The sequence below is a fragment of the Bacillus mesophilus genome (assembly GCF_011008845.1).
In the GTDB taxonomy this organism is placed as follows: Bacteria; Bacillota; Bacilli; order Bacillales; family SA4; genus Bacillus_BS; species Bacillus_BS mesophilus.
The window spans coordinates 140269-165108 of sequence record NZ_JAAIWM010000007.1 but is presented as its reverse complement, the minus strand read 5'-3'; the positions used below and the strand labels follow the sequence as shown (position 1 = coordinate 165108).

The window sequence follows — 24840 nt, the reverse complement described above, 5'->3', positions numbered from 1 at the left end:
AATAATGTCTATTGTTGAAGAGATTGGTATTAGCCTTTGACGAATACAACCGCTTAAAATAAGATGAATAGGACAAATAACTAATTTTGGGAGTAACCTTATGAAAATATTAATTGTAGAGGACGACAAGACGATTGCATCGGGTATCGAGTATTCCTTACAAAGCGAGGAATATGTGACCATGGTTTCATATACGTTCAAGCAGGCAGAATCAATCATAGCTAATGGTCTAGGAGACATTGATTTATGTTTATTTGATTTATCATTGCCAGATGGAACCGGATATCAGCTGTGTGAAATGGTGAAAAAACGGAATGATATTCCGGTTATTTTTTTAACTGCACTTGATGATGAAGTGAATGTTGTGATGGGACTTGATATGGGAGCAGATGATTATATTACCAAGCCATTTCGTGTTCGTGAGCTACTATCAAGAATAAAATCAGTCTTACGTCGTTATAACAAGCAAGTTCAATCCAAGCCTTATATCGATCTTGAAAACATTCGCGTGAATACATTAGAAGGAAAGGTATACAAAAACGGTGAAGAGGTGCTGTTGACCGCGCTAGAATATCGCTTGCTTCTTATTTTTGCGAATCATATTGGACAAGTCTTGAGTAGAAATCAATTACTAGAACGAATTTGGGATGTAGCCGGAGATTTTGTTAATGATAATACATTAACCGTTTATATTAAAAGGTTACGAGAAAAGCTTGAGGATGATCCTCACATGCCAAAGATTATTAAAACTGTACGTGGAATGGGCTACAAGGTGGGGGAGTAACGTGCTCAGAAATCGAGAAATTCGGATCTTCTTACTCATTCAAATTTGTATTCTTCTTGCAACGGCAATAGCTGCATATATTTTCCCAGCATACGGAGTCTTCTTCGTTTTATTCACAGGGACTTTACTTATCATCAGTAACATCTTGATGACGTTATGGCGTTACAAGGAAATGGAGAAGCTCTCTAGTGATCTACGTCGGATTGCGAGTGGTGATTCCACACTTGATGTTCGGGATAACCAAGAGGGCGAGATTAGTATTTTAAAAAGTGATATTTATAAAGTGACCATAAAGTTATCAGAGCATCGTGCTCAACTTCAGCGGGATCAAGTAAAACTAACAGATGCAATTTCAGATATCTCTCACCAAATTAAAACGCCGTTAACTTCGATGATGGTAATGGCTGATGTGTTACATGATCGAAAGCTTGATGATTCCAAAAGAGTCGAGTTTACTCGTAATATAAGGATTCAGCTAGAACGAATGGACTGGTTAGTAACGTCTTTACTAAAGTTATCAAAAATGGATGCTGGTGCCATTCAATTTAAGAAAAATAGAGTAGATGTAGGTCAATTGATACAAAAAGCAGCTGATCCGATTTTAATTCCGATGGATATTAAGGAGCAAAATTTATTAATAGAGGGAAATCAACAATCTAGTTTTCTAGGTGATCTCAATTGGACTGCAGAAGCACTTATTAATATATTGAAAAATGGTGTAGAACATACTCCAGATGGCGGGAAAATTTCTATAGCATACTCCGAAAATGCATTGTATACAGAGATTATCATTTCGGATAACGGAAAAGGAATTTCCAAGAAGGACTTGCCGTACATTTTCAAGCGCTTTTATAAAGGTGAAAATGTAGGAGAAGATAGTGTCGGCATTGGCCTTGCGATGGCATATAGCATCGTTAAAGGACAAAATGGAGATATTGAGGTTAGCAGTGAAATAGGTAAAGGAACTAGATTTCATATCAAGTTCTATAAGCAGGTTATGTAAGCTATATCCTTAAGTGACTAAACTGTCACTTAGAAGTCACTTCATAGTCATATTAGGCAGATATACTGAACTCAATAACAAATAACGGAGGTCATTCAATTGAATATTTTACAAATTGAAAATCTGTCTAAAATCTATGGAAAAGGTGAGACAGCAGTGAAGGCATTAGATAATGTGTCCTTTTCTGTGAAAAAGGGAGAGTTTGTGGCTATTATTGGTCCATCGGGTTCTGGGAAATCAACTTTGCTTCATTTATTAGGTGGCGTTGATCGCCCGACTAGTGGAAAGGTGTTTGTCGATAACACAGACATCTATGAGTTAAATGAAACACAGTTAGCCATTTTCAGAAGAAGACAAATAGGGTTAATTTATCAGTTTTATAATCTAATTCCAATCTTAACGGTTGAAGAGAATATCACATTGCCAATGCTTTTGGATGAACATAAGGTAGATCAGAAGAAATTCAAAGAAGTGGTAGAAATATTAGGTTTACAGAATCGCTTGCAGCATTTGCCGAATCAATTATCTGGTGGTCAACAGCAGCGGGTATCGATTGGGCGAGCCCTTATTAGTCATCCAGCATTGATGCTTGCAGATGAACCAACCGGAAACTTAGATAGCAAAAATAGTACCGAAATTATGGAGCTATTAAAGCTTTTTAATAAAACGTTTAACCAAACCTTAATTGTCATTACTCATGATGAGAGAATTGCATTGCAGGCTGATCGAATTATCGCCATTGAAGATGGTAGGGTAGCCAAGGACGAGGTGTTACGTCCATGAACATTGTAAATAAAGTCACGATTAGACATCTTAAAGAAAATAAGCGAAGAACGTTAGTCACGATTATTGGTGTCATTATCTCAGTTGCGATGATCACAGCTGTTGCAACACTCGGAGTGTCATTCTTAGACTTAATGATTAGACAGCATATCGCATTTAAAGGTGAGTGGCATGTCGAATATGAGAATGTGAATCCTACTCAGCTCGAAGTCATTGATAAAGATGAAGCCACAAAGCAATTACTTTTATCCAATAATTTGGGGTATGCGTACCTTGAGGGCTCTGAAAATGAAAACAAGCCCTATTTGTTTGTTAAAGAATATAACAAACAAGGCTTAAAGAATTTCCCAATAGAAATAAGTGAAGGACGTTTACCACAGTCTCGTGATGAACTAGTTCTTTCAGAAGAAATTGCAAACAACGCAAAGGTAGATTACAAGATTGGCGACCAACTCAGCTTAGAGATGGGGGACCGCTTTCTAAAAACAGAGGGCACACAATTATCTCAGATGGACCCTCTCCAAACGATGGATGGTCAAGCCAATGAAACCCTTGAAATCAAGCAGACGAAAACATACACCATTGTTGGATTTATGAAACGTCCTAAATGGGAGCCAATGTGGTCCCCTGGGTACACGGTGATTAGTTATGTTGATGAAAAACTACTATCTAAACAAGATACAGTGGATGCTATTGTGATTTTAGACAAAGTGAATACGTCATTATATAAACATGCAGATGAGTTAGTAGCAGAATTAAAGATTGAAAAAGTAAACTTTAATAATGAGCTGCTTCGTTTTTATGGGGTCACGAATAATACCAACCTGAGCACTACTCTCTATAGGTTAGCTGCTATTATCATGGCTGTCATTATCGTCGGTTCTGTTTCACTCATTTATAATGCATTTGCAATCAGTGTTTCGGAACGATCAAGACACTTAGGGATGCTTGCGAGTGTCGGTGCTACAAAAAGGCAAAAGCGGAACTCTGTCTTTTTTGAGGGGGCAGTCATTGGGTTAATCAGTATTCCAGTTGGTATTGCTTCTGGACTAGTAGGGATAGGGGTTACCTTTTGGTGGATTAATTCATATATTGTAGGCTCTTTTGGTTTGACGGAAAACTTTGATTTAGTGGTTACCCCAGGTTCTATATTGGTGGCCTGTCTCGTTTCCATTTTGACAATTTTCATCTCTACGTATGTACCTGCAAGAAGAGCGTCAAGGGTTTCGGCTATAGATGCGATTCGCCAAACTCAGGATATTAAGCTTACAGGTAAAACAGTAAAGACCTCAAAACTTGTACGCAAAATTTTTGGATTGGAAGCCGAAATTGGGTTGAAGAATCTAAAAAGAAATAAGCGTAGGTATCAAGCCACTGTTTTCTCATTAGTGATTAGTATCATTTTATTTCTATCTGTCTCTTTCTTTACGTACAATCTAGAAAAATCACTTGTCTTATCACAAGAAAATATTAATTTTGATATTCAAGTAATGGGTGGAGATGAAGAAGAACTTAGAGGACTAACCAATCTTAGCTATGTAACAAGTAGAAGTCTTGTTCATGAAGTATACGGAAACACATGGATTAAAGAATCCATGGTTCCTCATGCACTCCAGAAAAGTATTGAATTAGATCCTAGTATTTTGAAAGAGGGAAAGTATCCATACCATGTATCGATCTACGGTTTGGATGAGGAGAGTTTCAAGAAATACGCCTTGGAAGTAGGGGCTGATGTGGAAAAGCTGCTGGATCCAACCAATAAAGCAGCCATTGTCATAGAAGATATCTCCTATCAAGATGGTGAGACAGGTAAAATCGTAGAATCTAAGTCGATCCTAGCAGAACCAGGGCAGCAACTAGAACTACTGGTTAAGAATTACGAAACAGAAGAAGAATATAAGTATTCTAATATTGAAATTGATACGTTAACAGACAAGATTCCTATGGGTGTTAATAATACAGGAATAGGTGTATTGGATATCGTATTTTCTGAGGAAACCTTGAAGTACCTCATAAATGGTGAAGATCTAGATAATGAACATCAAGTGCAGTTATTTTTGAACTCCTCAGACCCAAACAGAACTCAAGAGGACATCGAAGAGAGAAAATCAGGAGATATGCAGGTGTATAATGTCCAACAAAATCGACAAGAAGAGGAACAAATGATAGTGCTCATGTCTGTTTTTATCTATGGATTTATTGTGTTAATCTCTTTGATTTCAATTGCCAATATATTTAACACGATCTCAACAAGTATCTCATTGCGAAAACGTGAATTTGCAATGCTGCGCTCTGTCGGGATGACACCTTCTGGCTTCAATAAAATGATTCAGTATGAAAGTATCTTTTATGGATTAAAAGCTTTGTTATACGGATTGCCAATCAGTTTAGGAATCATGTATTTAATCCACTGGTCCACGCGTCAAACATTTGTATTTGAATTTTCGTTACCGTATTTGGATATTGTGTTTGTGGTGATTGCATTATTTGTCATCGTTGGATCAGCTATGCTCTATTCCATTAGCAAAATTAAAAAAGAAAATATTATTGATGCGTTGAAGCAGGAGAATATATAAAGATTTCAGATGGAGATGACTTTGTGTCATCTCTTTTTTATTAGACTGATTCCGTTAGAGGATAATAAGTTGTCTGAATCTTCTTTACATAAACCTACTTCTTTTATTAATATGGGAAATGGAGGTGTCTTACAATGAGTAAAATTGAAACTCTTCATCCTAATCGTTATTTGATTGATTTGTATGATTTAGGAACGCCGAATCGAACTGGCTCCTATTTGCTAAACGAGACGAAGAAAGCAATTATTGATACAGGTGCGAGTCCATCGGTTCCTCATCTTTTGGACGGATTAAAGGAATTACATATTAAGCCTGATGAAATAAGTTATATCATTGTCACTCATATTCATCTTGATCATGCTGGAGGAGTCGGTAAGTTATTACAGTTCTGCCCTAACGCTACCGTCGTTGTTCATCCGAAAGGGGCGAGACATTTAATTGAGCCGTCTCGGTTGATTCAAGGTGCTAAACAAGTGTATGGCGAGGCATTTGAACAGTTATTTGATCCGATTCTTCCCATTGATGAAAATCGGGTACAAACTATGAACGATGGAGAAACACTTACACTAAGTGATGATTGTACGTTAACGTTTTTAGATACACCTGGTCATGCGAATCACCATTTTACGATTCATGATTCTTACACAAATGGTTGTTATACAGGTGACACAGTAGGTGTTAGCTATGAAGCGGTACTACATCGTCCTTTCTTTTTACCTTCAACTTCACCGAATCAATTCAATCCAGAAAGTATGCTGGAATCTTCCAAGAGAATAATGGAACTAAAGCCTTCTATTATATATTTCGGTCATTTTGGTATGACAAAAGAGGTGGATGAGGTTAGAGCGCAGTTAGAGTATTGGGTTCCGGTATTTGTGGAAACTACGAAAAGAGTCGTTCAAACTGCAGCAACTGCGGATCCTAACGTGCTTATTTCTACCTTAAAAGAAGAATTATATAAGCGAGTCGTGGAAAAGTTTGAAACGCCTTTATCAGAAGAGGCAGCACAGCATATAAACTTAGATCTACAAGTGTGCTCAATGGGTTTACTTGATTATATGTCGAAACTAAAATAGAGTTGTGCTTGCATAGGAGAACCCCCAGTATAAGAAATTACTGGGGGTTTCTTAGTAGGCTATAAACCTTTAATGGTTTGAAGCAAATCTTGCTTAACATCATCCCAAAGGGAAGCGTTGGTTGTAAACTGATCAGTGATTGAGTGGATCATCTTTTTAAAAGCTTCGTCATAGCCTGGAGCATCTTTCTCAGGAACATCTCTACGTAACTCATCAACTAGTTGTTGAACACTTGCCGCACGTGGCCCCCATTTTCCGAGCTCATTACCTTCACTATCTAAAAACACAATGATAGGTATAGAACGTGATTTACCGTTAGTTAAGTATTGATCCATAAGTTCGAGGTTTTCGTCGCGTACTAAATAACGAGTCTCGATTAATGCTTCTGAAGCAAGTCTGATAAAGATAGGAAGGTTGACCATTGCGTCTCCGCACCAATCAGCTGTAAGGACAACGGCTTTGATTCCTCTTGTTTGAAGACTTTGTAGCGCTTGACGATCCTCTTCTGTAATAGAGACCTTGTTATAAACTCCTAACAAGTTCTCTTGATGAACAGTCATACTTGAGATATAGCTTTCAGTTGTCATTCCTTTTGAAAACCATTCTAATAGGGACATTGCGTTCACTCCTTTTAGTTTAACTATAGTCACAATGTTAAAAAAGGTGGTAGTAAAATGACTTCATTGCTACAGAGTGAAGTTTGGGGTCCAAGTTTTGGGACAGTGTACCTGTCCCTCTGTCCCATTCACCTGGGAACCATCCTCCCATTACACCCCTGGGAACCAGCCTGGGGTTTTGATAATGATATTCCATAGTGGATCTGGAACGACTAGTTCTGCTTGTTTGGTTTTGTCTAGCAATGTGACGATTTCGTCTTCTTTTCCTTGTGCTACTTTTTGGACCCAATCAGGATCGATGATTAACTCTCTACCTAGAGCGAGTAAAGGTACTCCTGCTTCAAATGCTTTGCGTGCATCGTCGGCTGAGTAGATGGATCCTACTCCGATGAGTGGAACGCGGTTGCTAATGGTTTCTAGTAGGTAATCAATTCGCTTCTTAGACAGATCATCCACGCCTTTTCTTGCTGTAGAGTGGAAGTCTTGTAAGGAAACATGTAAATAATCTAAGTTTTTATCAGCTAGCACGTCAACAAGCTTGAGTGTATCGCCCATTGTTATACCAGGAGTTTCTGGCTCTTCAGGTGAAAAACGGTACCCGACAATAAAAGGTGTGGTGGCATGTTCTTTTACCACTCTTTGGACTTCATCTACAATGGCTAGTGGAAAGGTCATTCGTTTCTCGACACTGCCTCCATATTGATCCTCACGGCGGTTAGAATGAGGAGAGAAGAATTGCTGAATTAAATAGCCATTTGCTCCGTGAATCTCAACGCCATCATAGCCTGCCTCTATTGCACGGCGAGTAGTTTCTCCGAATGCTACAATGATTTCCTCTACTTCTGATTCAGATAATGATTTTGGCTTTAATTGTGGATCTTCTGTGGATACCCCACCACGTTCAGCGGGTACATCACTTGCGCTTACAATCTCTCCATTTGGAACTAATTCAGGTGGGCACATTCTGCCACCGTGAAAAATTTGCAAAACTGCCTTTGCACCTTGTGCTTTAATAGCGTCAGCTAATTGCTTTAAACTTGGAATCATTTCATCACGATCTCCGGCAAATTCACCGTGAAACCCTTTTCCATTTGGCGTAACATATGTACAAGCCGTAACCACCATACTTACTCCACTAGAACGTCTAGCATAATAAGTAACCTCTGCATCCGTAACCGTTCCATCAGGATTGGACGAGAAGTTCGTCATAGGTGCCATGACCACTCTGTTTTTCAGTTCAACCCCATTAGGGAGAGTATAGGAAGATAGCATGATTTCGTTATTTGCATTCATTTTGGACGTTTCCTCCTTTGATGTTTACCATGTTATAGTTGGCAAACATGCGTATGATTATCCTGCGTGAACCTTACTGTGAAAACTTCACGGACTGAAGATTTACTCTTAGTAATTTCACTATATAGTTATAACAAATAGGGTTATGTGATGAAACTAATATGCTTATTGGGGAAAGTGAATTGCATTGAAAGGGAGGTGTTTTAGTCAAATAAAAAACAGCCCCCAATTGGAAGCTGTATCTGATTTATTATGTAGGCGCCGCATTTGCCGTAATTATTAAAAGAAAGTTTTAAACCACCACTTCTCAAAGTGGGTGTTCGTAGAAACATTCCTGCGTGTCCTCCATGTCGTATAGACGGAGACGTGTCATTCCTGCTTCGAAGTAAAACTCCCTATTATAGCATTAAAGGTTAAAACTTTGTTATAAATACGAACAACGCAGCAACTTGATACTTATCATAACCTAAATTAGTGATGAATTCAAATGGAAACGGTTGGTTGTGGGACAAAGGGACAGGTACCTTGTCCCACTAGAATTTGATACTCCGCGGTCTGGAGCATTCTCCCAACTAACCCTAATTAAACGGAAAACTGAATGCACTTAATGAAAATAGGGCCAAGCAATAAGTTTGGCCCTTACATATAGTTTACATATTCTCCATTAATTTTCTTGCGATTCTTTCGTAATCATCCCGGTCAATACCAGGTGCAAATTCCTCTGGTAAATCATCTAGGTTTGGAATAGGGGCACCTTTTGGTGATCCCGTTCTGACAATAAGGTTCTCTCCACTTTCCGGATTTGTACCCTTCCATATTTTTGATATATCTTGATAGTCTCCCACGTCATTCCATGTATAAAGAATGTTTCCGATTCCTTGATCTTCAAACTTGCGTGCATGATCAAAACTTCGATTTGATAAGTTGGGAATCGGAACCATTTTCTTTACATCTACCCCTGTAACAATTTCTAGCGCTTTTGCATAGGCCAGCACATGAGTCCCCCCGCGAACTAGTAGATATCCAATCATTTCTCGTGCCGTCTCATGCTCGGTCATCTCATAAACTCTCATTTTATGAGTGCGAGCACCAACCTCTAAGAAAAAGTTATGAAGTAAATCTAATACGAGATTCCCACTGCTAAAAACATTATCACCTGTCCAGGCACGTCCCATTGAATCTCCAGCTAGGGCTGTTTGTGCGGACGCAATAAAATGGTAAGTATTTCGGCTGTCTTTTCCTTCTCGTAGAGGTGTCACATCAGGATCTCCAGTGTAAAAGGTGTTTCCTCTAGACAGTAAATTAATGGTATTGGAAACAAGTTCCACATGACCAAATTCTTCAGCAGTGATGCTCGCTACAAGGTCATAAAAGGGCTTTAGCTTATCTTTTCTACGAAAGTTGAAGGATTGATACATATAATTGTTTAAGGTCGACATTTCACCAAACTTGCCACCTAAGAGCTCTTGAACTGCTGCAGCTGCATTAGGGTCACCATGCTCTGGAATAGGAAGGTCGATTAACATTCGATTTTCTCGTTTAAACATAAAATCCTCCTTATCCTCTTGGGATTACCCAAACAATTTGTTGTGTACGGATAAAGAATGGAGAACCACCTGATTCAATGACAATATGATCAGGCATTACGACACTAAGTCTTCCTGTAACAGTACCTTTTGTTGTCTCCACAACAACAGAAGCTCCGACAATTCCCTGCAGTGTTTGATAAACATAAGGGTCAATGATACTCATAAATGATGGTGGCTGTTGATTCATGCTGATTCGCCCCTTTTTTGGAAATTTAACTACCTAACTATATGATACAGTTCATTAGGTTATAACGAATGTTTATAGGGACAATACAAAATTAAAATAAAAGTAAAAAAGGACGGTTCTTGTGCTTCCGGATGAAGCTTGTGTACGGTCCTTTTGCTACCTATAAATCTTTAATTGTATGAAGAAGATTCTGTTTAACATCTTCCACACTTTCAGTTTTTTTTCGAAGAACAGAAGATATCAATCTTTGAACCTGATGAAACCAAACACACTAATAGATCATCGAATGGAAAAAAGTTTTAAAATTCCGAAGGTTTTGTATTTCACCTAATTTTACTGTAATATAATAAAAAGAACTTAGTCTTTTCATACTTAAATTTCTTTCATTAATAGGCGGGGTGGAGAAATGAAAACATTAGATTTCATATCAAAAATTGATGAAGTGATTGAAAGCAAGCGTGATGTGTTTATTTCTGTCAGTGATAAGATCTGGGAGTTTGCGGAAACAAAATTTCAGGAGTTTCAATCAGCAGAGCTTCTGTGCCAAATGCTTGAAGCAGAAGGGTTTTCCGTTGAACGTGGAGTAGGAGGCATGAAGACAGCTTTTGTTGCAAGTTTTGGAACAGGAACGCCTGTCATTGGGATGCTTGGAGAATATGATGCTCTTTCGGGATTAAGCCAGAAACAGGGAGAAGCAACGAAATCTGCCTTAATAGAAGGCGGAAATGGACATGGGTGTGGACATAATTTATATGGAGCATCAGTGTTGGCGAGTGTTGTAGCGGTAAAACAGTATATGGAAGAAAATAATGTAGTGGGAACACTTCGCTATTACGGATGTCCGGCAGAAGAAGGTGGATCTGGCAAAACGTTTATGGTTCGAGAAGGGCTATTTGAAGATGTAGATTGTGCACTAACGTGGCATCCAGGTTCATTCCCTGCTATGTTTAATGCCTCAACGCTTGCAAACTTTCAAGTCTATTTTAGATTTAAAGGAACGGCTTCACATGCTGCTGCTTCACCTCATCTTGGAAGAAGTGCGTTAGATGCCGTTGAGTTAATGAATGTTGGAGTTAACTACTTGCGTGAGCATATGATTCCAGAGGCTAGAATTCACTATGCGATTACGAATTCAGGTGGAGTTTCACCAAACGTTGTTCAGGCAGAATCGGAAGTTTTATATTTGATTCGCTCGCCTAAATTAGCGGAGGTGAAAAAGCTTTACGAACGAGTGTGTAACATTGCTCGTGGTGCTGCCCTTATGACAGAGACGGAATTAGAGATTGTCGTTGACAGCGGATGCTCAAACTATATTTCTAATAGTGCGATTGGCGAGATTATGTATGACAATCTGACTAAATTCCCACTTCCAAAATATGATGAAAGTGAAATGGCGTTTGGTAGTGAAATTATGGCTAAAATTACGGATGATGATCTGCAAAATACTCATCAGCATATAAAGAAAGAATACCATCATAAAATTTCAAAAAACATGAGAGAAGCAGTGTTTCTAGACAAAGTGCTTCCGAACACAGAGACAACAGAAGTACTTGCAGGGTCTACAGATGTAGGGGATGTTAGTTGGGTCACTCCGACAGCACAATTCTGGGGACCGTGTTGGGTATTTGGAACTCCGGCTCACTCTTGGCAAATGACGAGCCAAGGTGCAACATCGATTGCACATAAAGGAATGCTTCACGCAGGCAAAGTCCTTGCTGGAACTGCGATTGATATCCTATCTAATCCAGAAGTGTTAGAAAAGGCAAAAGCGGAACTAGTAGAAAAGCGTGAAGGAATGGAATATGAGTGTCCAATTCCGAGTGAGATTGCTCCGCCTACTAAATAATGCTTTTAAGGGACGAATCGTACTTCACACTGAAGTATGATTCGTCCTTTTTCTTATTATTTTGGGTCATACAACTCCCGAGCATATCGTTTTCATCTGAAAACATTATTATGATAAAATTTGCATGCAGGAACCAAGAAAACCATAACATATATAGTTATTGCTACAGAGAGTATCTTGACTTTTAGTTATAGAATAAAAATGCGGGAGGTTTATACCATGAACGAAAAAGTGGCTCTAAGAGAAGTAACAAGAGAAGAATTTGTTGATTTGGCTCAAGCTGGTTTGCGTGAACTATTTGATCTTGAACCATATAAAGTGGTTGATGGAAGGAAAGCTGAGCAACAAAGCTATTTTGTATACGAAATGAAAACACACCGTTGTTATTTAATAGATCAGAACACTTGTTATCAATTAGTAACAGCTTTTTATTGTGGTGGAGAAAAGCCTTCTATACTTAACGATTTAAACGCGATTGCTTCGTCTATTGAATAAAAGGAATTTTTTAAGAAAGGAACCTCACTTAGGGGTCCTTTTTTGATTAGTAAGGGAGCGTTGGCTGGGTTAGGGTGACTGGGACAAGGTACCTGTCCCTTTGTCCCACAGTCCCATAGTGATGTAGGTCACTTCGGGATATTTTAACTTCTGTTAGGATTGTTCTGTAATGAGGTTGAGGAACAAATCTAGTTATTAACGGGAGGTTGGTTGTGATGAGTATGTTTTGTTTCCAGTGTCAAGAAACTGCAAAAGGAACGGGCTGTACGATTGCTGGGGTATGTGGGAAGAAAGATGATTTAGCGAATATGCAGGATCTACTAATCTATACCCTTAAGGGAGTTGCAATTGTAAATACATTTGCTCGTGAAGTCGGATTAAATCATCCAAAGGCAGATGGCTTTATAGTAAATGGCCTGTTTATGACCATTACCAATGCAAATTGGGATAAAAATGAGTTTTTTAATAAAGTCAGAGAAGGATTAAGAATCCGTGAAGAAGTTAAAGATTCTATTTTAGAGGCAGGTTACAGACTTCACAGTCACACTGATTTTGTAACTTGGTATGCTGAGACGAATGAGGATCTTGAAATAAAATCTGCCTCTCAAGAAGTTAGCATTCTAGCAACGAGAGATGAAGACATTCGTTCATTAAGAGAATTAATTGTTTACGGTTTGAAAGGTTTAGCGGCCTACTTGCAGCATGCTGCACAGTTGAACTATACTGATGACAATTTATATGCGTTCATGCAAAAAGCACTTGCTCAAACAACGGATGATGAAGTTTCCATGCAAGAGTTAATTGATCTTTCGATGGAATGTGGAAAATACGGTGTGTCAGCAATGGAATTATTAGATACTGCCAATACGTCAACATATGGTCATCCAGAAATGACGAAGGTCAACATCGGTGTGCGTCAAAATCCAGGAATCTTAATAAGCGGGCATGACCTTAAGGATATGGAGGAACTGTTAAAGCAAACAGAAGGTACGGGTGTTGATGTTTATACACATAGTGAAATGCTATCAGCGAACTATTATCCTGCTTTCAAAAAATATAATCACTTTGTAGGCAATTACGGGAACGCATGGTGGGAGCAAACACGTGAATTTGAAAGCTTTAACGGACCGATTCTCATGACAACAAACTGTATTGTTCCACCAAAAGCATCCTATAAAGGAAGAATGTATACAACAGGTGCTACGGCTGTAGAGGGGGTAAACTACATTGAGAAAAGGGAAGATGGTTCCAAAGACTTTTCAATGATCATTGACCATGCGAAAATGTGTGAACCACCAGTTGAAATTGAAAAAGGCGAAATTATCGGAGGATTTGCACACAATCAGGTTGCCCAAGTAGCTGACAAAGTGGTTGATGCAGTGAAGCAAGGGGATATAAAACGTTTCTTTGTAATGGCAGGCTGTGATGGCCGTCATAAGAGCAGATCTTATTATAAAGAGTTTGCTGAAGAACTACCGAAGGACACGATTATTTTAACAGCGGGCTGTGCGAAATATCGATATAACAAGCTGGATTTAGGGGATATAAACGGAATTCCAAGAGTACTAGATGCAGGTCAGTGTAATGACTCCTATTCTTTAGTCATGACAGCTCTAAAGTTAAAAGATGCCTTCGGATTAGAAAGCATAAATGAGTTACCGCTATCTTATAATATCGCCTGGTACGAGCAAAAAGCAGTAATCGTTTTCTTATCTTTACTGTACCTTGGTGTAAAAAATATTCATGTAGGTCCAACATTACCTGCATTCCTATCACCAAATGTAACAAACTTCCTAGTTGAAAACTTCGGAGTAGGCGGCATAACCAATACAACAGAAGATATTGAGATGTTTATGTAGGGACACAGGGACAGGTACCCTGTCCCAGCTGGTGTTGCTGGGACAAGGTGCCTGTCCCCCTGTACCATTATGCGGCCATACTCGAGGCCGAAATGTTCTTTTTATATACGAACTTTGATAATGATATGCTAATTTCATATAGAAGTAGCAAGGGTAGAATGACGAGAATATCAGATATTAAGTCAGGTGGTGTGATTAGGACCGACACTACAATTAGCACAAAATAAGATAGCTTACGTGCTTTCATTAATCTAATAGGATTAATGATCCCGAGTTTTGTTAAAAACATGACAACTGCTGGCATTTCAAAAAGAAAGCCAAAGGGAAGTGTTAGGTTGATCATGAATTTGAAGTAACGATCAACGGTAAAGAATGCTTGAAATTGGTCTCCTGCTAGACTTTGTAAAAAAGAAAAAACAATTGGAAAAAGTACAAAATACCCAAAGGAAATACCAGTAAGAAATAAGAGAAACAATCCTGGAATAAATGCTAGTGATACCCTCTGTTCATTCTTGGTTAGAGCAGGACTAACAAATCTCCAAGTCTGGTAGGCAAGGACAGGGATGGTAATGGCAATTCCTGAGATGCCTGCGAGTACCATGTACACCCAAAGAATATCTCCTGGACCTAGAAGGGCTAACTTCCCATCTAGATCTTTTACCAAAAACTGATAAATGTCCTGTACAAAAATAAAGGAGATCATAAAGGAAATTAAAAAGGCTAAAACCGTAATAATAAGTCTTTTCCTTAACTCTTCTAAATGCTCTACAAAATTCATTTGAATTTTCTGCATGTAAAATGGCTCCTCTCGCTACGAGAAGAAAGATGTAAGCAAAATGATTTATACTTACATCTTTCATAAGGTATGTGGGGAAGTAATGCTGGAAATTAGCTTCCAGTATTACTTTGTTTTTGATCGACTGCTTGAAGCTTCACTGATTCCTGTGAAGTTTTTTTCTCCTCGGTATCTCCGTTCACAAGTTCATTTGTTGCTTTTTTAAACTCTTTTAAAGTATTCCCAAATGCACGGCCCACTTCTGGCAATTTTGATGGACCGAAGATAATTAGTGCAATGACAAGAAGGAGAATTAAACCAGGTATTCCGATATTCTGTAACATTCCGTAACCTCCAATGTTTAGATCGCTTTTTTTCTTTCTGGTATAAAATGATCTAAATTATAATGTGCATCTTTACCACAAACACGGCATTTTGGCTCAGTAAGTAAAATAGAATCATTTGAAATTGATTGAATATGTGGAAGAAAGATCATGTTTAAGGCTTGATGAAGATGCTGTATACAAACTAAAATCACTTTGTATACTGCCTTCCATCAAGGATAAGGTATTCCACAACTCTGTGTTATATAAAAAAGATGTAAACCATCGCAAGTGTTAGCTTACATCTCTTTTTTTAACCTGGATCAACCCAATTTTATTCCGTGACGCTCAAATGCTGCAGCTTCTAGAACTGACATACCTTGTGCTTCAGCAGCTTTAGCCGTTTGCTCAGAAATTTTTGGTGCAAGATTTTTTGGAGCAGCAAAAGACATTTCTCTTGCGCGTGCAGCGTTTCTGCGTGCGAACGGGCCCAAAATAGCAAAGGTTTTTCCTGGGCTTTGAATATTGACAAAAAGTGTTTTTCCATCAGGTGAGAAGGTAGGACCTGCCAATTCAGAATCACTTAAACGGTTCGCTGCAAAAGGATAGACGTTTCCTTCAGGGGTAATCCCCATAATGCGATCTTGACCAGAACCATCTTCTGCATACCAAAGGTCTCCCCAAGGAGTACAGCAGATATTATCCGGATATTCCATTTGTTGTGCATCATTTCCTTCATAGAAAAGCTCCAGCGTATTTGTGTGAGGAACATAACGATAAACGCGTCCTAGCTTTTTGTCACCTGCAGAAGTATCATCGAACCAGAACACACCCTCTTGGAAGAATGCTCCCTCAAGTCTACTGAATTGAATACAGTTTTGCGCCTTAGCGTCTTCAACACATAAATGAGGATCTACTTGCTTCCAGACAATCTTAAATGTTTGTCCTGTTTTAAAGTTACTAGCAGCTGGATCTGTTACTTCTTCAATGGCCGCTGCATAAAGCGTTCCGCCTTTTTGTAACGAACCAGGTTTTTGGCTCAGGTCATTTGGGATGAATCGGTAAAGGAAACTTGGTTTAGCATCCTCAGTTAAGTATACATATCCAGTTGAAGGATCAATCGCACAGGCCTCGTGAGCGAAACGGCCCATTTCTTTAATTGGTGTTTTAGACAATTCATTTTCTGGATTCTGTGGATCTATTTCAAAAACGTATCCGTGTGTTTCAGAGCGGTATTCTTCACATGTCAGCCAAGTGCCCCAAGGAGTAGCGCCACCCGCACAATTACGAACTGTACCTGAAGAAGTAACATACTCTTTCATTACTTCACGGTTTGCACCTACCACTAGAGCCGTTGTTCCACCTAAAGCACCAGCATTATATGGGTTTTTTCCAAATGCGGTACCAGCTCCTAATTCATGATTACGAACAAGAACAGTCGTATTGTTTGGTCCTTCAAATGCTGCCATTCCATCAAATGCTCCAGGAATTGGAGTTCCGTCTGTCATTAGGTCGCCTTCTTTTGAGATAATTTTGTACTGGAAGCCTCTTGGAAGATCAAGAATGCCATTCGGATCTGGAACAAGTGGACCATATCCACCAAAACCACTTGTTGGATTTCCTGGACGAGCTGCTGAAGCTTTGTCCGCATTACCAAGGGCAAATGCACCTGCAGCACCAAGTGATAGTGCAACCGTACTCATGCCTCCTACCTTTAGAAAATCTCTGCGATCCATACTTTTGTAATTGTTAGTAGTCATTGAAATACCTCCAGCAAATTTAATTTTTTTGAGGACAAGCAATGCAGTAAATCTAGTTTTAAAGATAACAGGCAAAAGTAAATTCAATATATTTCCAATGTAAAAATATTGTTAATTGAAAAAATTCGGACAGAAGTAGGAGGTCGTTGTCTTAAATTACTAGGAATATTGGTTCGTATTCAAAGAATCATAGATCTAAAGAATGACAGGCACTGGTTGTACTCTATTGATTGGCTATAGAAAAAAGGACCAGTTCTACTACCTCCAAACGGAAGCAAGATAAACCGGCCGGCTCCATGCTTTTGGGACACAGGGACAGGTACACTGTCCCTAGCAAATGAGTTTGGGACAAGGTACCTGTCCCTATGTCCCATTTTGAAAAATTTTACAGGACTAATATGTGTATTATACAATTGTTGTATAGTGCATATATAAAAGAGAGTAGGTGTTAGAGTTGAATCGGGAGGATATGAAGAATTTACGTCAATATGTTCAGGAATTTTATCGTTTATTTGGTTTTTTAAATCAGAATGTTACACCGTGTGGTTTCCAGCTATCGACCTCTCAAGTTTTTTCTCTTCAGGAATTAGAGGATAGGGCTTTAACGATAGGTGAGTTAGCAGAGCGATTGCTTTTAGAGAGAAGCTCTGTTAGTAGGTTGATTGATAACTTAGAGAAAAATGGGTTTGTAACGAGAACAGTAAATGAGGAGAATCGCCGTGAAGTTTTTGTTACGTTAACGACCAAGGGACGTAATTCGGTTCAAAAGGTAAGAGAGCAATCTCTTCTCTATTATGAATCTATTTTAAAGGGTATATCAGAGGAAGATCAGCACCAAATTTTAACTGGTTTTAAGCTTTTCACTAGCGCATTAGAGAATAGGAGAAAATCGAATGAATTTTAAGCTAAGTCAAGCTTCACTATCTTTCTTTTCCATAGGTCTATCTTTTATTGCTTCTTCTCATCATTGGCTTCATATGGGTTTACTCATGTTATTAGGGGGAAGCACGAATATGATGGCTACTATGAATGGAGTCATGTGGATACGTCGGGTGATGATTGTTGAAACGCTTGTCACAGCGCTTTACTCAGTATATCGTCTGATGAAGCACCGTTCTCGTGAACCTCTCACTATGGTGTTTACAGGTTTTTCCGTCTTACTATCTTTTGGTTTTATTATTTATACACTTGTCGACTTTGGATGGTAGAAAAGAGATGACCTAATTGTCGTTCTACTATGATGAAGAAGGAAGGTACGTAATGTGTTAAAAGTTAAAAAAATGAGTGATTGTACATTTTCTGAAATACATCGTGTCTGGAATGAAGCATTTTCTAATTACAGTTTGAACTTTCAAATTACTGTGGATCAGCTTTCATCCATGATTGGAAAAAAGGATTTACTACCGTCTTGCTCATTTATTGCTTTTGATGGGGATCGACCTGTTGGGTTTGTCTTTAATGCGGTAAAGGTGATTAATGGTGTCAAAATGGCCTGGAATGGTGGTACTGGTGTTTCGCCTGACTATCAAGGTAGAGGAATCGGGAAATTAATCATGGAAGCAACAATGGATATTTATCAAAAAGAGTTAGTCGAAATGGCAACTTTAGAGGTAATAACGGACAATATCCATGCTGTTTCCTTGTATGAAAGGTGGGGCTATGAAACTGTTCATACATCCGTTTCCTTTTCAATTGATGGTAAAGGGAATGAGATAAATGGTGAGGAGTACATACTAACAAAAGGCACTGTATTAGACGTGAAAAGTCTTGATTTCTATAATCATCAGGTTGCTTGGGAGTCAATGTGTGAAAATATTTTCAATGGGTCTTCAATGATTATAGCTAATCAAGCAGGGACTCCATTAGGTTATGCCCTTTATAAGCCGTATATAGGAACTAATAGACAGGAAAATATAATTTTATTTCAACTAGAAACGAATCCAACTCTTAGTATCGAAGATCAAGATATGGCCTTTCATAGACTAGTAGATTGTGTGTTCAAACGTGGTGTAAGCGGAAGAACAGGAGATTTTATTAGTGCAAATGACCGAGCTTTTACAATGTTATATGAAAGAGGATTTCAAAGGATAGCCAGTAGATATATCATGTATAAAAGGATGTATGGATGAAAGGTTTGTGATTAGGAAAGCTAACCACATAGAAATAGAAGGTACCTTTGGTTTGGGTACCTTCCATGATTTCGCGTTAACTAAAAGCCTGCAAGAGATTTGGCATATTCAATAGGGGTTGTCCTGATTTTTCTTAACATTTTATGCTTTTTAAGCCTTCGTAAGCTCTTTGTACCGTAAATTCGGTTATTAATTTCAAGAATCAAAGCTCGTTTATTCTTATCAAGAATAATGTCAAAGACAACATCTCCGTAATGACCTATTTTTTGATCAATAAGATCACCGACATATATACACTGTTGAGTAGTTTGCTGAATAATCTGCTCTGCTTCTTGGTTCGTAACGCCAAATAGTAACTTTATTGCCTTCTTGCCAGAGTACAAGCCAGATAAATGTTTATAGTTTGTGACAATACTATTCTTCTTTGACACCCGACCTACTACACCTTGGCATATCCATTCCTTTTCTCTATTTTTTTGAAAATAGAACCTGAAATCCGCGTGTTTTCGTTTATAAGCAGTAGAGATGCCTTGTTGTAAAAGATATCCGTTCGTATCGGTGAGATGTGTTTTACAATACCTTTTCAGCTCTTTCTTATTCTTAAGAACCACCGTATCACTACGATTATTGGTAAGAATAAACGCTCCGTCTATTCTTTTTACCCTTCTAATTCCTTGTCCTTGCATACCCTGTGTCGGTTTTATATACACTTGCTCGTGCTGATCAAGCATTTTCACAATATCTTTATAAGATTTGTAGCGCATCGTATCCGGAACAAGTGTCTTAGCTTGTGAGTCTTCTGAACAAACCTCCCAAAGCTTTTGTTTATTAAACACGCGAGAATTAAAAATGGTATTTCCCATACTGTACTGAATCTCTTTTAATAGACTTGTGTTTATCTTGACACGTTTAAACATGGAATCTGGGTAAGGAAAGGTTCCCTTTTCCCACTTCGATTTCTTCTTATTTTTCTGAACATAATAGTATCCAGTGATGGTTTGATTGTCTGTGTCAATTCCAGCTTCAGAGCAAACAAAGACAATTCCATTAATGTCCTTATAGTTTCGCAGACGTTTCGTATATTTATTAAAAGACTTACTAGTAAAGTTGTCTTTACGCTTTACAAGAAGACCAATCAGAGGACCAAGATGGATCACGTCCTTCTCAACTTTCACTTCGTATCTTAGGCTAGATGGTAGAGTAAAGGGGATTTCACGTTTTGGAAGTTTGATGTTAGTCGGTGATAGTTTGCTAGAAATAACAATAGGAAACGTCCTAGACCACTGCCCTATTTGCAGCGTTACGCTATCTGAGCTTAGGTTATACTTCCTCACAAACTCTTCCGAAAGAATAATGCGATCTTTCTTTGACTTTGTATCCAAAATTTTAAATTTCATATAAACCACCTTTCTCTTCTAATTTTTGGAATCATACAAGTTATCATATGAAAGAAAGAGAGTGCCGGTGTGGACAAATATATGAACTAAGTTAAAATGGATGTTTGCTCTAGTAGTATTATGGATTCTTCTGTTTACACCAGACTAGGCCAAGTAAAATTGGTTACTCATACAATGGTAAGATTTTTAACTAGTTAATGCTGAAGTAATTGAAATCAACGAACAAAACCATCTACAGCCCTATAGCTTAGATGGTTTTTACTTTGTTGGCATTAAACGACAACCAAGAGGAATACGAAAACCCACTCTCTCTTATCACGAGAGTGGGTTCAATTGGTTTAAAACTGATGTGACAAAGCGTAAGGCGAAATCCATAGCTTACCGAATACATTTTCGCAGAGGTCATCTATTACTTCTTATTGAATGCCCACTTTTTTAGTGTTTTTTGTATTAACCTTGTTATTTCAACCTTTTCAAAAAAACGCCAAAAAATATAATACAAGTTTTACCCGGAATCCCCAGAAATATAGACACCTAAAAAAATGGCACCATAAGTAAAATAAAAGCCCTTACAAGATAATGGTTGTTTTTTTACAATAAGATTTATGGAAAGGGTCAAAGACCTTACCGATGGAGGTGGTAATGATGAAAACGAATACAAAATTAGAAGACATAACAAAGGAAGATATCACCGTCAGTAAAAAGGAAAAAGCCGCTCGTACCTTTAGAAAGTTATTGGAGCAAAGGCAATTGCAAGTAATGGCACTTATAGGGGTAATATGGATGTTTATCTTCAACTATATCCCTATGTATGGCTTAATTATAGCTTTTAAGGAATACAGCATTATTAAATCAATAGGAGAAGCTCCTTGGGTAGGACTCATGCAGTTTAAGGAGTTTTTGCAGGATGATAATTTTTGGATTGTCCTTAAAAACACACTTGGTATAAGCCTAATCAAATTATTTATAGCATTTCCGTTACCAATCATATTTGCTTTGCTACTAAATGAGCTTACTTCATTAAAATTTAAAAAGATGGTCCAAACGATTTCCTATCTACCTCACTTTATATCTTGGGTAGTTTTAGGTGGAATTATGACTACGTGGCTGGCTGATATCGGGATTCTAAATGATATTTTACTAAACTTAGGACTAATCAGTGAGAGGACAAACTTCTTAGCAGAGCCAGATTACTTTTGGGGTATCATCATTTTATCTGATATCTGGAAAGAACTAGGATGGTCCGCAATCATTTATTTGGCAGCGATAGCAGGGGTTTCCACGGAATTATACGAAGCAGCAACAATCGACGGTGCTAACAGATTTCAAAAAATGTGGCATGTCACACTACCGGCAATTCGACCAACTATTACAATTCTATTTATTCTAGCGGTAAGTGGTGTGTTGAATTCAAACTTTGATCAGATCTTAATCTTAGGTAACGCTTTAAATGAAAGTGCAAGTAATGTAATAGACATTTATGTGTATCAAGTAGGTATTCAAAATGCTAGATACTCTTATGCGACGGCAGTAGGTTTGTTAAAAGCAGTCATTGCATTTATCTTACTACTATCAGCAAACAAGATTGTGAAGAAACTGAATGGAAATTCTTTATTCTAAGGGGGTGTCTTGTAAATGTTCAAGCTTTTTAAATTAAACAGACGAACGAAAAGTGAGTATATTTTTGACAACCTCAATTTGCTGTTCATGCTAATCATATGTTTCATTACCATCTATCCGATTTGGTACGTTCTTGTTAACTCCTTAAATGATGGAGTAGATGCTATGCAAGGAGGGATATATTGGTGGCCTCGTGAGTTCACACTTGAAAACTATGAAGCAGTATTTGCCAATCCAGGGATCCTTACATCTTTTGGTGTGACTCTCGCCAAAACAGTAGTTGGGACTCTAACTCACGTATTATTTACAGCTATGGTAGCCTATGCGTTTTCACGTAGAGATCTGTACGGTAGAAAATACTATATGATTTTTGGGATTATCACCATGTTCTTTAGTGGGGGATTAATTCCTTACTTTCTACTAATTAGAGATTTAGGACTTTTCGATAATTTCTTAGTGTATATAATCCCAACACTATTTAATTTCTTCCATCTCATCATTTTTGTTTCTTTCTTTAGGGAGTTACCAACTTCACTTGAAGAAGCAGCAAAGATAGACGGTGCAAGCGATTTTATGATCTTTGTAAAGGTAGTTCTTCCGTTGTCGATGCCGGTTATTGCTACGATTGCATTATTCCAGGGAGTTTACCAATGGAATGATTATTTTGCAGGGGTAATCTTTGTAAATAATCCTGAGTTACAACCAATCCAAACGTATCTTTATAAAGTAGTAGCGGAATCAAGTTCAAACCAAATGATGATGAATGCACCTGGTGGGATCACGACGAAAACCGTTACGTCACAATCAATCAAACTAGCTACAATGGTGGTCACAACGTTACCAATTATGCTGGTATATCCATTCCTACAAAAGTACTTTGTAAAAGGAATGCTAATTGGGTCAGTTAAAGGTTAATTAAGTATTAAAAATTCTTCTTATGAAGAGTTTTTAAATATAATGGCACTGTTACAAAATAACAGTGCCCCAAAAAAAGTAAGGGGGAAACTATGATGAAGAAAAACATCTTAACAAAGACAATTACTTTCATTTTAATGATGTCTATGTTTGTAGCATTGTTTGCAGGATGCTCAAATAGTGAATCGAATGAAAGCGCTTCAAACGAGGATAAAGAAAAAGAAACAACACCACTTTCAGCTGACGAACCAGGTTGGCAGGCAGACACGTCACCTATTACATTTGACTGGTATGTAAACTTCTCTTGGTATGCAAGTAAATGGGGAGAAGATGCAGTATCAAAGTATGTAACGGATAAAACAGGTGTATCGGTTAACTTTATTTCACCTGCAGGAAATGAAGCTGAAAAAATGAATACCATGATTGCATCTGGTAAGTTACCAGACTTTATCACAATTGGCTGGTGGGAAGATGCAGTAAAGAAGATGATTGAAGGGGAATTAGTTCTTCCTTTAAATGAACTAGCTGAAAACTACGATCCTTATTTCTTTAAGGTATCAGATGGTGCCAAACTAGAATGGTATAAGCAAGAAAATGGAAACGTATATGGATATCCAAATGCTTCATCGTCACCACAAGACTTCGATCAATATAAAGATTTAAAACCATCTAATCAAACATTCCTAGTAAGAAAAGATATGTACGAAGCGATTGGTAGCCCAGATATGAGAACACCAGAAGGGTTCTTAGCGGCCCTTAAAGCGGCAAAAGAAAAATTCCCAGAAGTAAATGGAGCTCCGTTAATTCCATTTGGATTAAATGAATTTACAGATGTGGGTAACAACTCTTTAGAAGGTTACTTACAAAACTTCTTAGCCATTCCAATGGAAAAGGACGGAGAATTGTACGACCGTACGACAGATCCTGAATATTTAAAATGGTTAAAGACATTTAGAGAAGCAAACGATATGGGACTATTAGCAAAAGATATTTTCATTGATAAGCGTCCACAAATGGAAGAAAAGATTGCACAAGGCCGTTATTTTGCCATGTTATATCAACGCAGTGATTTAGCAGCACAGCAACAAGCTTTATATGCAAAAGATCCAAACTCAGTTTATATTGCAGTAGAAGGTCCAGCTAACTCAAACTTAGATGCACCAACTCTAGCTGGTGATAGTATTTCTGGATGGACAGTTACGTTAATTTCAAAAGATGTAAAAGATAAAGAAAGAGCGATTCGTTTCTTAAGTTATTTAATCAGTGAAGAAGGTCAAAAGGACCTTTACCTTGGTAAAGAAGGCGAAATGCACGAAGTTGTAGATGGTAAGTCACAATTCAAACCAGAAGTACTAGAATTATTAAATAATGACCGTGCTGCGTTTGACCAACAATACGGTGGATCTTATAAGTTCTGGATGTTAATGGATACAAATATGAGCCTTCAATGGGCACCACCTGCTGCTGAACCATTTAAACAAATGGAAGATTGGACAAAAGGTAAAACAATGAGTTTTGCAGCGTATGATGGAATTAACCCAACAGGTACTTCAGCTGAAGGTGTTGCGGGTAGTAAAATTGCTCAAGAATGGGGCAAAACGGTACCTAAATTATTATTAGCTAAGTCAGATAAGGAATTTGATCAAATCTTTGAGGAATTCCTAGAGAAGCGTGACGATTATGGCTATGATAAAGTAAAAGAATACCAGCAGACTATTTTCGAAAAGAATAAAGAAAAGCTTGATGCTGCAACAAAGTAAGAAGCTTGCAAAAAAACCCAGAGGAACTCTGGGTTTTTAAGCTATATATTAGA

The 24840-nt window shown here is 38.0% G+C and carries 23 protein-coding genes and 1 other RNA gene; 14 read left to right on the top strand and 10 right to left on the bottom strand.

Going from position 1 to position 24840, the window contains the following annotated elements; translation table 11 throughout:
• The first annotated feature begins 100 nt into the window (after positions 1-100).
• From G4D63_RS17635 to G4D63_RS17615, 5 genes are all read left to right on the top strand, one after another.
• Positions 101-784 (top strand): response regulator transcription factor, encoded by a 684-nt coding sequence (locus tag G4D63_RS17635; protein ID WP_163181157.1) that lies wholly within the window; start codon positions 101-103, stop codon positions 782-784.
• Position 785: 1 nt separating this feature from the next.
• Entirely contained in the window at positions 786-1787 is a 1002-nt protein-coding gene (locus G4D63_RS17630; RefSeq protein ID WP_338024004.1) for a sensor histidine kinase, read from the top strand.
• A gap of 99 nt (positions 1788-1886) precedes the next feature.
• Positions 1887-2570 carry an ABC transporter ATP-binding protein gene (locus G4D63_RS17625; protein ID WP_163181155.1) on the top strand — a complete coding sequence of 228 codons (684 nt, stop codon included), beginning with the start codon at positions 1887-1889 and terminating at the stop codon, positions 2568-2570.
• A complete protein-coding gene (locus G4D63_RS17620) occupies positions 2567-5146 on the top strand; it encodes an ABC transporter permease (RefSeq protein WP_163181153.1) in 2580 nt (859 codons plus the stop codon). Before G4D63_RS17625 ends, G4D63_RS17620 begins: the two co-directional genes overlap by 4 nt.
• 134 nt (positions 5147-5280) lie before the next feature.
• The gene (locus tag G4D63_RS17615; RefSeq protein ID WP_163181151.1) at positions 5281-6222 is read left to right on the top strand and encodes an MBL fold metallo-hydrolase; all 942 of its coding nucleotides are present in this window, start codon (positions 5281-5283) and stop codon (positions 6220-6222) included.
• Positions 6223-6281: 59 nt separating this feature from the next.
• Here G4D63_RS17615 and G4D63_RS17610 read toward each other — a convergent pair whose 3' ends face one another.
• From G4D63_RS17610 to G4D63_RS17590, 5 genes are all read right to left on the bottom strand, one after another.
• Positions 6282-6839, bottom strand: a complete 558-nt coding sequence (locus G4D63_RS17610) for a thioredoxin family protein (protein WP_163181149.1) — start codon at positions 6837-6839, stop codon at positions 6282-6284.
• Between the two features lie 150 nt (positions 6840-6989).
• On the bottom strand, positions 6990-8132 hold the full coding sequence (locus G4D63_RS17605) for an NADH-dependent flavin oxidoreductase (RefSeq protein WP_163181147.1): 1143 nt from the start codon (positions 8130-8132) through the stop codon (positions 6990-6992).
• A gap of 254 nt (positions 8133-8386) precedes the next feature.
• Positions 8387-8583, bottom strand: a non-coding RNA gene (gene ssrS / locus G4D63_RS17600) — 6S RNA.
• Between the two features lie 199 nt (positions 8584-8782).
• On the bottom strand, positions 8783-9679 hold the full coding sequence (locus G4D63_RS17595) for a manganese catalase family protein (protein WP_163181145.1): 897 nt from the start codon (positions 9677-9679) through the stop codon (positions 8783-8785).
• A gap of 10 nt (positions 9680-9689) precedes the next feature.
• A complete protein-coding gene (locus tag G4D63_RS17590) occupies positions 9690-9908 on the bottom strand; it encodes a YuzF family protein (protein WP_163181143.1) in 219 nt (72 codons plus the stop codon).
• A 406-nt stretch (positions 9909-10314) separates the two neighbouring features.
• On the opposite strand from G4D63_RS17590, the gene G4D63_RS17585 reads away from it, so the two are divergent.
• The 3 genes from G4D63_RS17585 to hcp all read left to right on the top strand — a co-directional run bounded on the left by G4D63_RS17585 (position 10315) and on the right by hcp (position 14108).
• Complete coding sequence (locus tag G4D63_RS17585) at positions 10315-11754, top strand: M20 family metallopeptidase (protein WP_163181141.1); 1440 nt, start codon at positions 10315-10317, stop codon at positions 11752-11754.
• 219 nt (positions 11755-11973) lie between these two features.
• Positions 11974-12249, top strand: coding sequence for a hypothetical protein (locus G4D63_RS17580; protein WP_163181139.1), 276 nt, complete (start codon positions 11974-11976; stop codon positions 12247-12249).
• A gap of 221 nt (positions 12250-12470) precedes the next feature.
• The gene (gene hcp, locus G4D63_RS17575; protein WP_204559182.1) at positions 12471-14108 is read left to right on the top strand and encodes a hydroxylamine reductase; all 1638 of its coding nucleotides are present in this window, start codon (positions 12471-12473) and stop codon (positions 14106-14108) included.
• Between the two features lie 67 nt (positions 14109-14175).
• Here the strand turns inward: hcp and tatC are convergent, their stop codons facing one another.
• The 4 genes from tatC to G4D63_RS17555 all read right to left on the bottom strand — a co-directional run bounded on the left by tatC (position 14176) and on the right by G4D63_RS17555 (position 16966).
• Complete coding sequence (tatC, locus tag G4D63_RS17570) at positions 14176-14901, bottom strand: twin-arginine translocase subunit TatC (RefSeq protein ID WP_163181135.1); 726 nt, start codon at positions 14899-14901, stop codon at positions 14176-14178.
• Positions 14902-14996: 95 nt separating this feature from the next.
• Positions 14997-15227, bottom strand: coding sequence for a twin-arginine translocase TatA/TatE family subunit (locus G4D63_RS17565; RefSeq protein WP_163181133.1), 231 nt, complete (start codon positions 15225-15227; stop codon positions 14997-14999).
• A 17-nt stretch (positions 15228-15244) separates the two neighbouring features.
• Positions 15245-15421, bottom strand: a complete 177-nt coding sequence (locus G4D63_RS17560; RefSeq protein WP_163181131.1) for a hypothetical protein — start codon at positions 15419-15421, stop codon at positions 15245-15247.
• Between the two features lie 108 nt (positions 15422-15529).
• Positions 15530-16966, bottom strand: a complete 1437-nt coding sequence (locus tag G4D63_RS17555; RefSeq protein ID WP_163181129.1) for an alkaline phosphatase PhoX — start codon at positions 16964-16966, stop codon at positions 15530-15532.
• A gap of 469 nt (positions 16967-17435) precedes the next feature.
• On the opposite strand from G4D63_RS17555, the gene G4D63_RS17550 reads away from it, so the two are divergent.
• The 3 genes from G4D63_RS17550 to G4D63_RS17540 are packed head-to-tail and all read left to right on the top strand — an operon-like array spanning position 17436 to position 19095.
• Positions 17436-17870: a MarR family winged helix-turn-helix transcriptional regulator gene (locus tag G4D63_RS17550; RefSeq protein ID WP_239586015.1), complete on the top strand. Its 435-nt coding sequence runs from the start codon at positions 17436-17438 to the stop codon at positions 17868-17870.
• Entirely contained in the window at positions 17860-18174 is a 315-nt protein-coding gene (locus G4D63_RS17545) for a hypothetical protein (protein ID WP_163181125.1), read from the top strand. Before G4D63_RS17550 ends, G4D63_RS17545 begins: the two co-directional genes overlap by 11 nt.
• Before the next feature lie 54 nt (positions 18175-18228).
• Positions 18229-19095, top strand: coding sequence for a GNAT family N-acetyltransferase (locus tag G4D63_RS17540; RefSeq protein ID WP_163181123.1), 867 nt, complete (start codon positions 18229-18231; stop codon positions 19093-19095).
• Between the two features lie 80 nt (positions 19096-19175).
• Here the strand turns inward: G4D63_RS17540 and G4D63_RS17535 are convergent, their stop codons facing one another.
• The gene (locus tag G4D63_RS17535; RefSeq protein ID WP_163181121.1) at positions 19176-20492 is read right to left on the bottom strand and encodes a YheC/YheD family protein; all 1317 of its coding nucleotides are present in this window, start codon (positions 20490-20492) and stop codon (positions 19176-19178) included.
• Positions 20493-21137: 645 nt separating this feature from the next.
• Here G4D63_RS17535 and G4D63_RS17530 point away from each other — a divergent pair.
• From G4D63_RS17530 to G4D63_RS17520, 3 genes are all read left to right on the top strand, one after another.
• Complete coding sequence (locus G4D63_RS17530) at positions 21138-22112, top strand: ABC transporter permease (RefSeq protein WP_163181217.1); 975 nt, start codon at positions 21138-21140, stop codon at positions 22110-22112.
• 15 nt (positions 22113-22127) lie between these two features.
• Positions 22128-23027, top strand: a complete 900-nt coding sequence (locus G4D63_RS17525) for a carbohydrate ABC transporter permease (protein ID WP_163181119.1) — start codon at positions 22128-22130, stop codon at positions 23025-23027.
• A gap of 95 nt (positions 23028-23122) precedes the next feature.
• Positions 23123-24787 (top strand): type 2 periplasmic-binding domain-containing protein, encoded by a 1665-nt coding sequence (locus G4D63_RS17520; RefSeq protein WP_163181215.1) that lies wholly within the window; start codon positions 23123-23125, stop codon positions 24785-24787.
• Positions 24788-24840 lie beyond the last annotated feature (53 nt).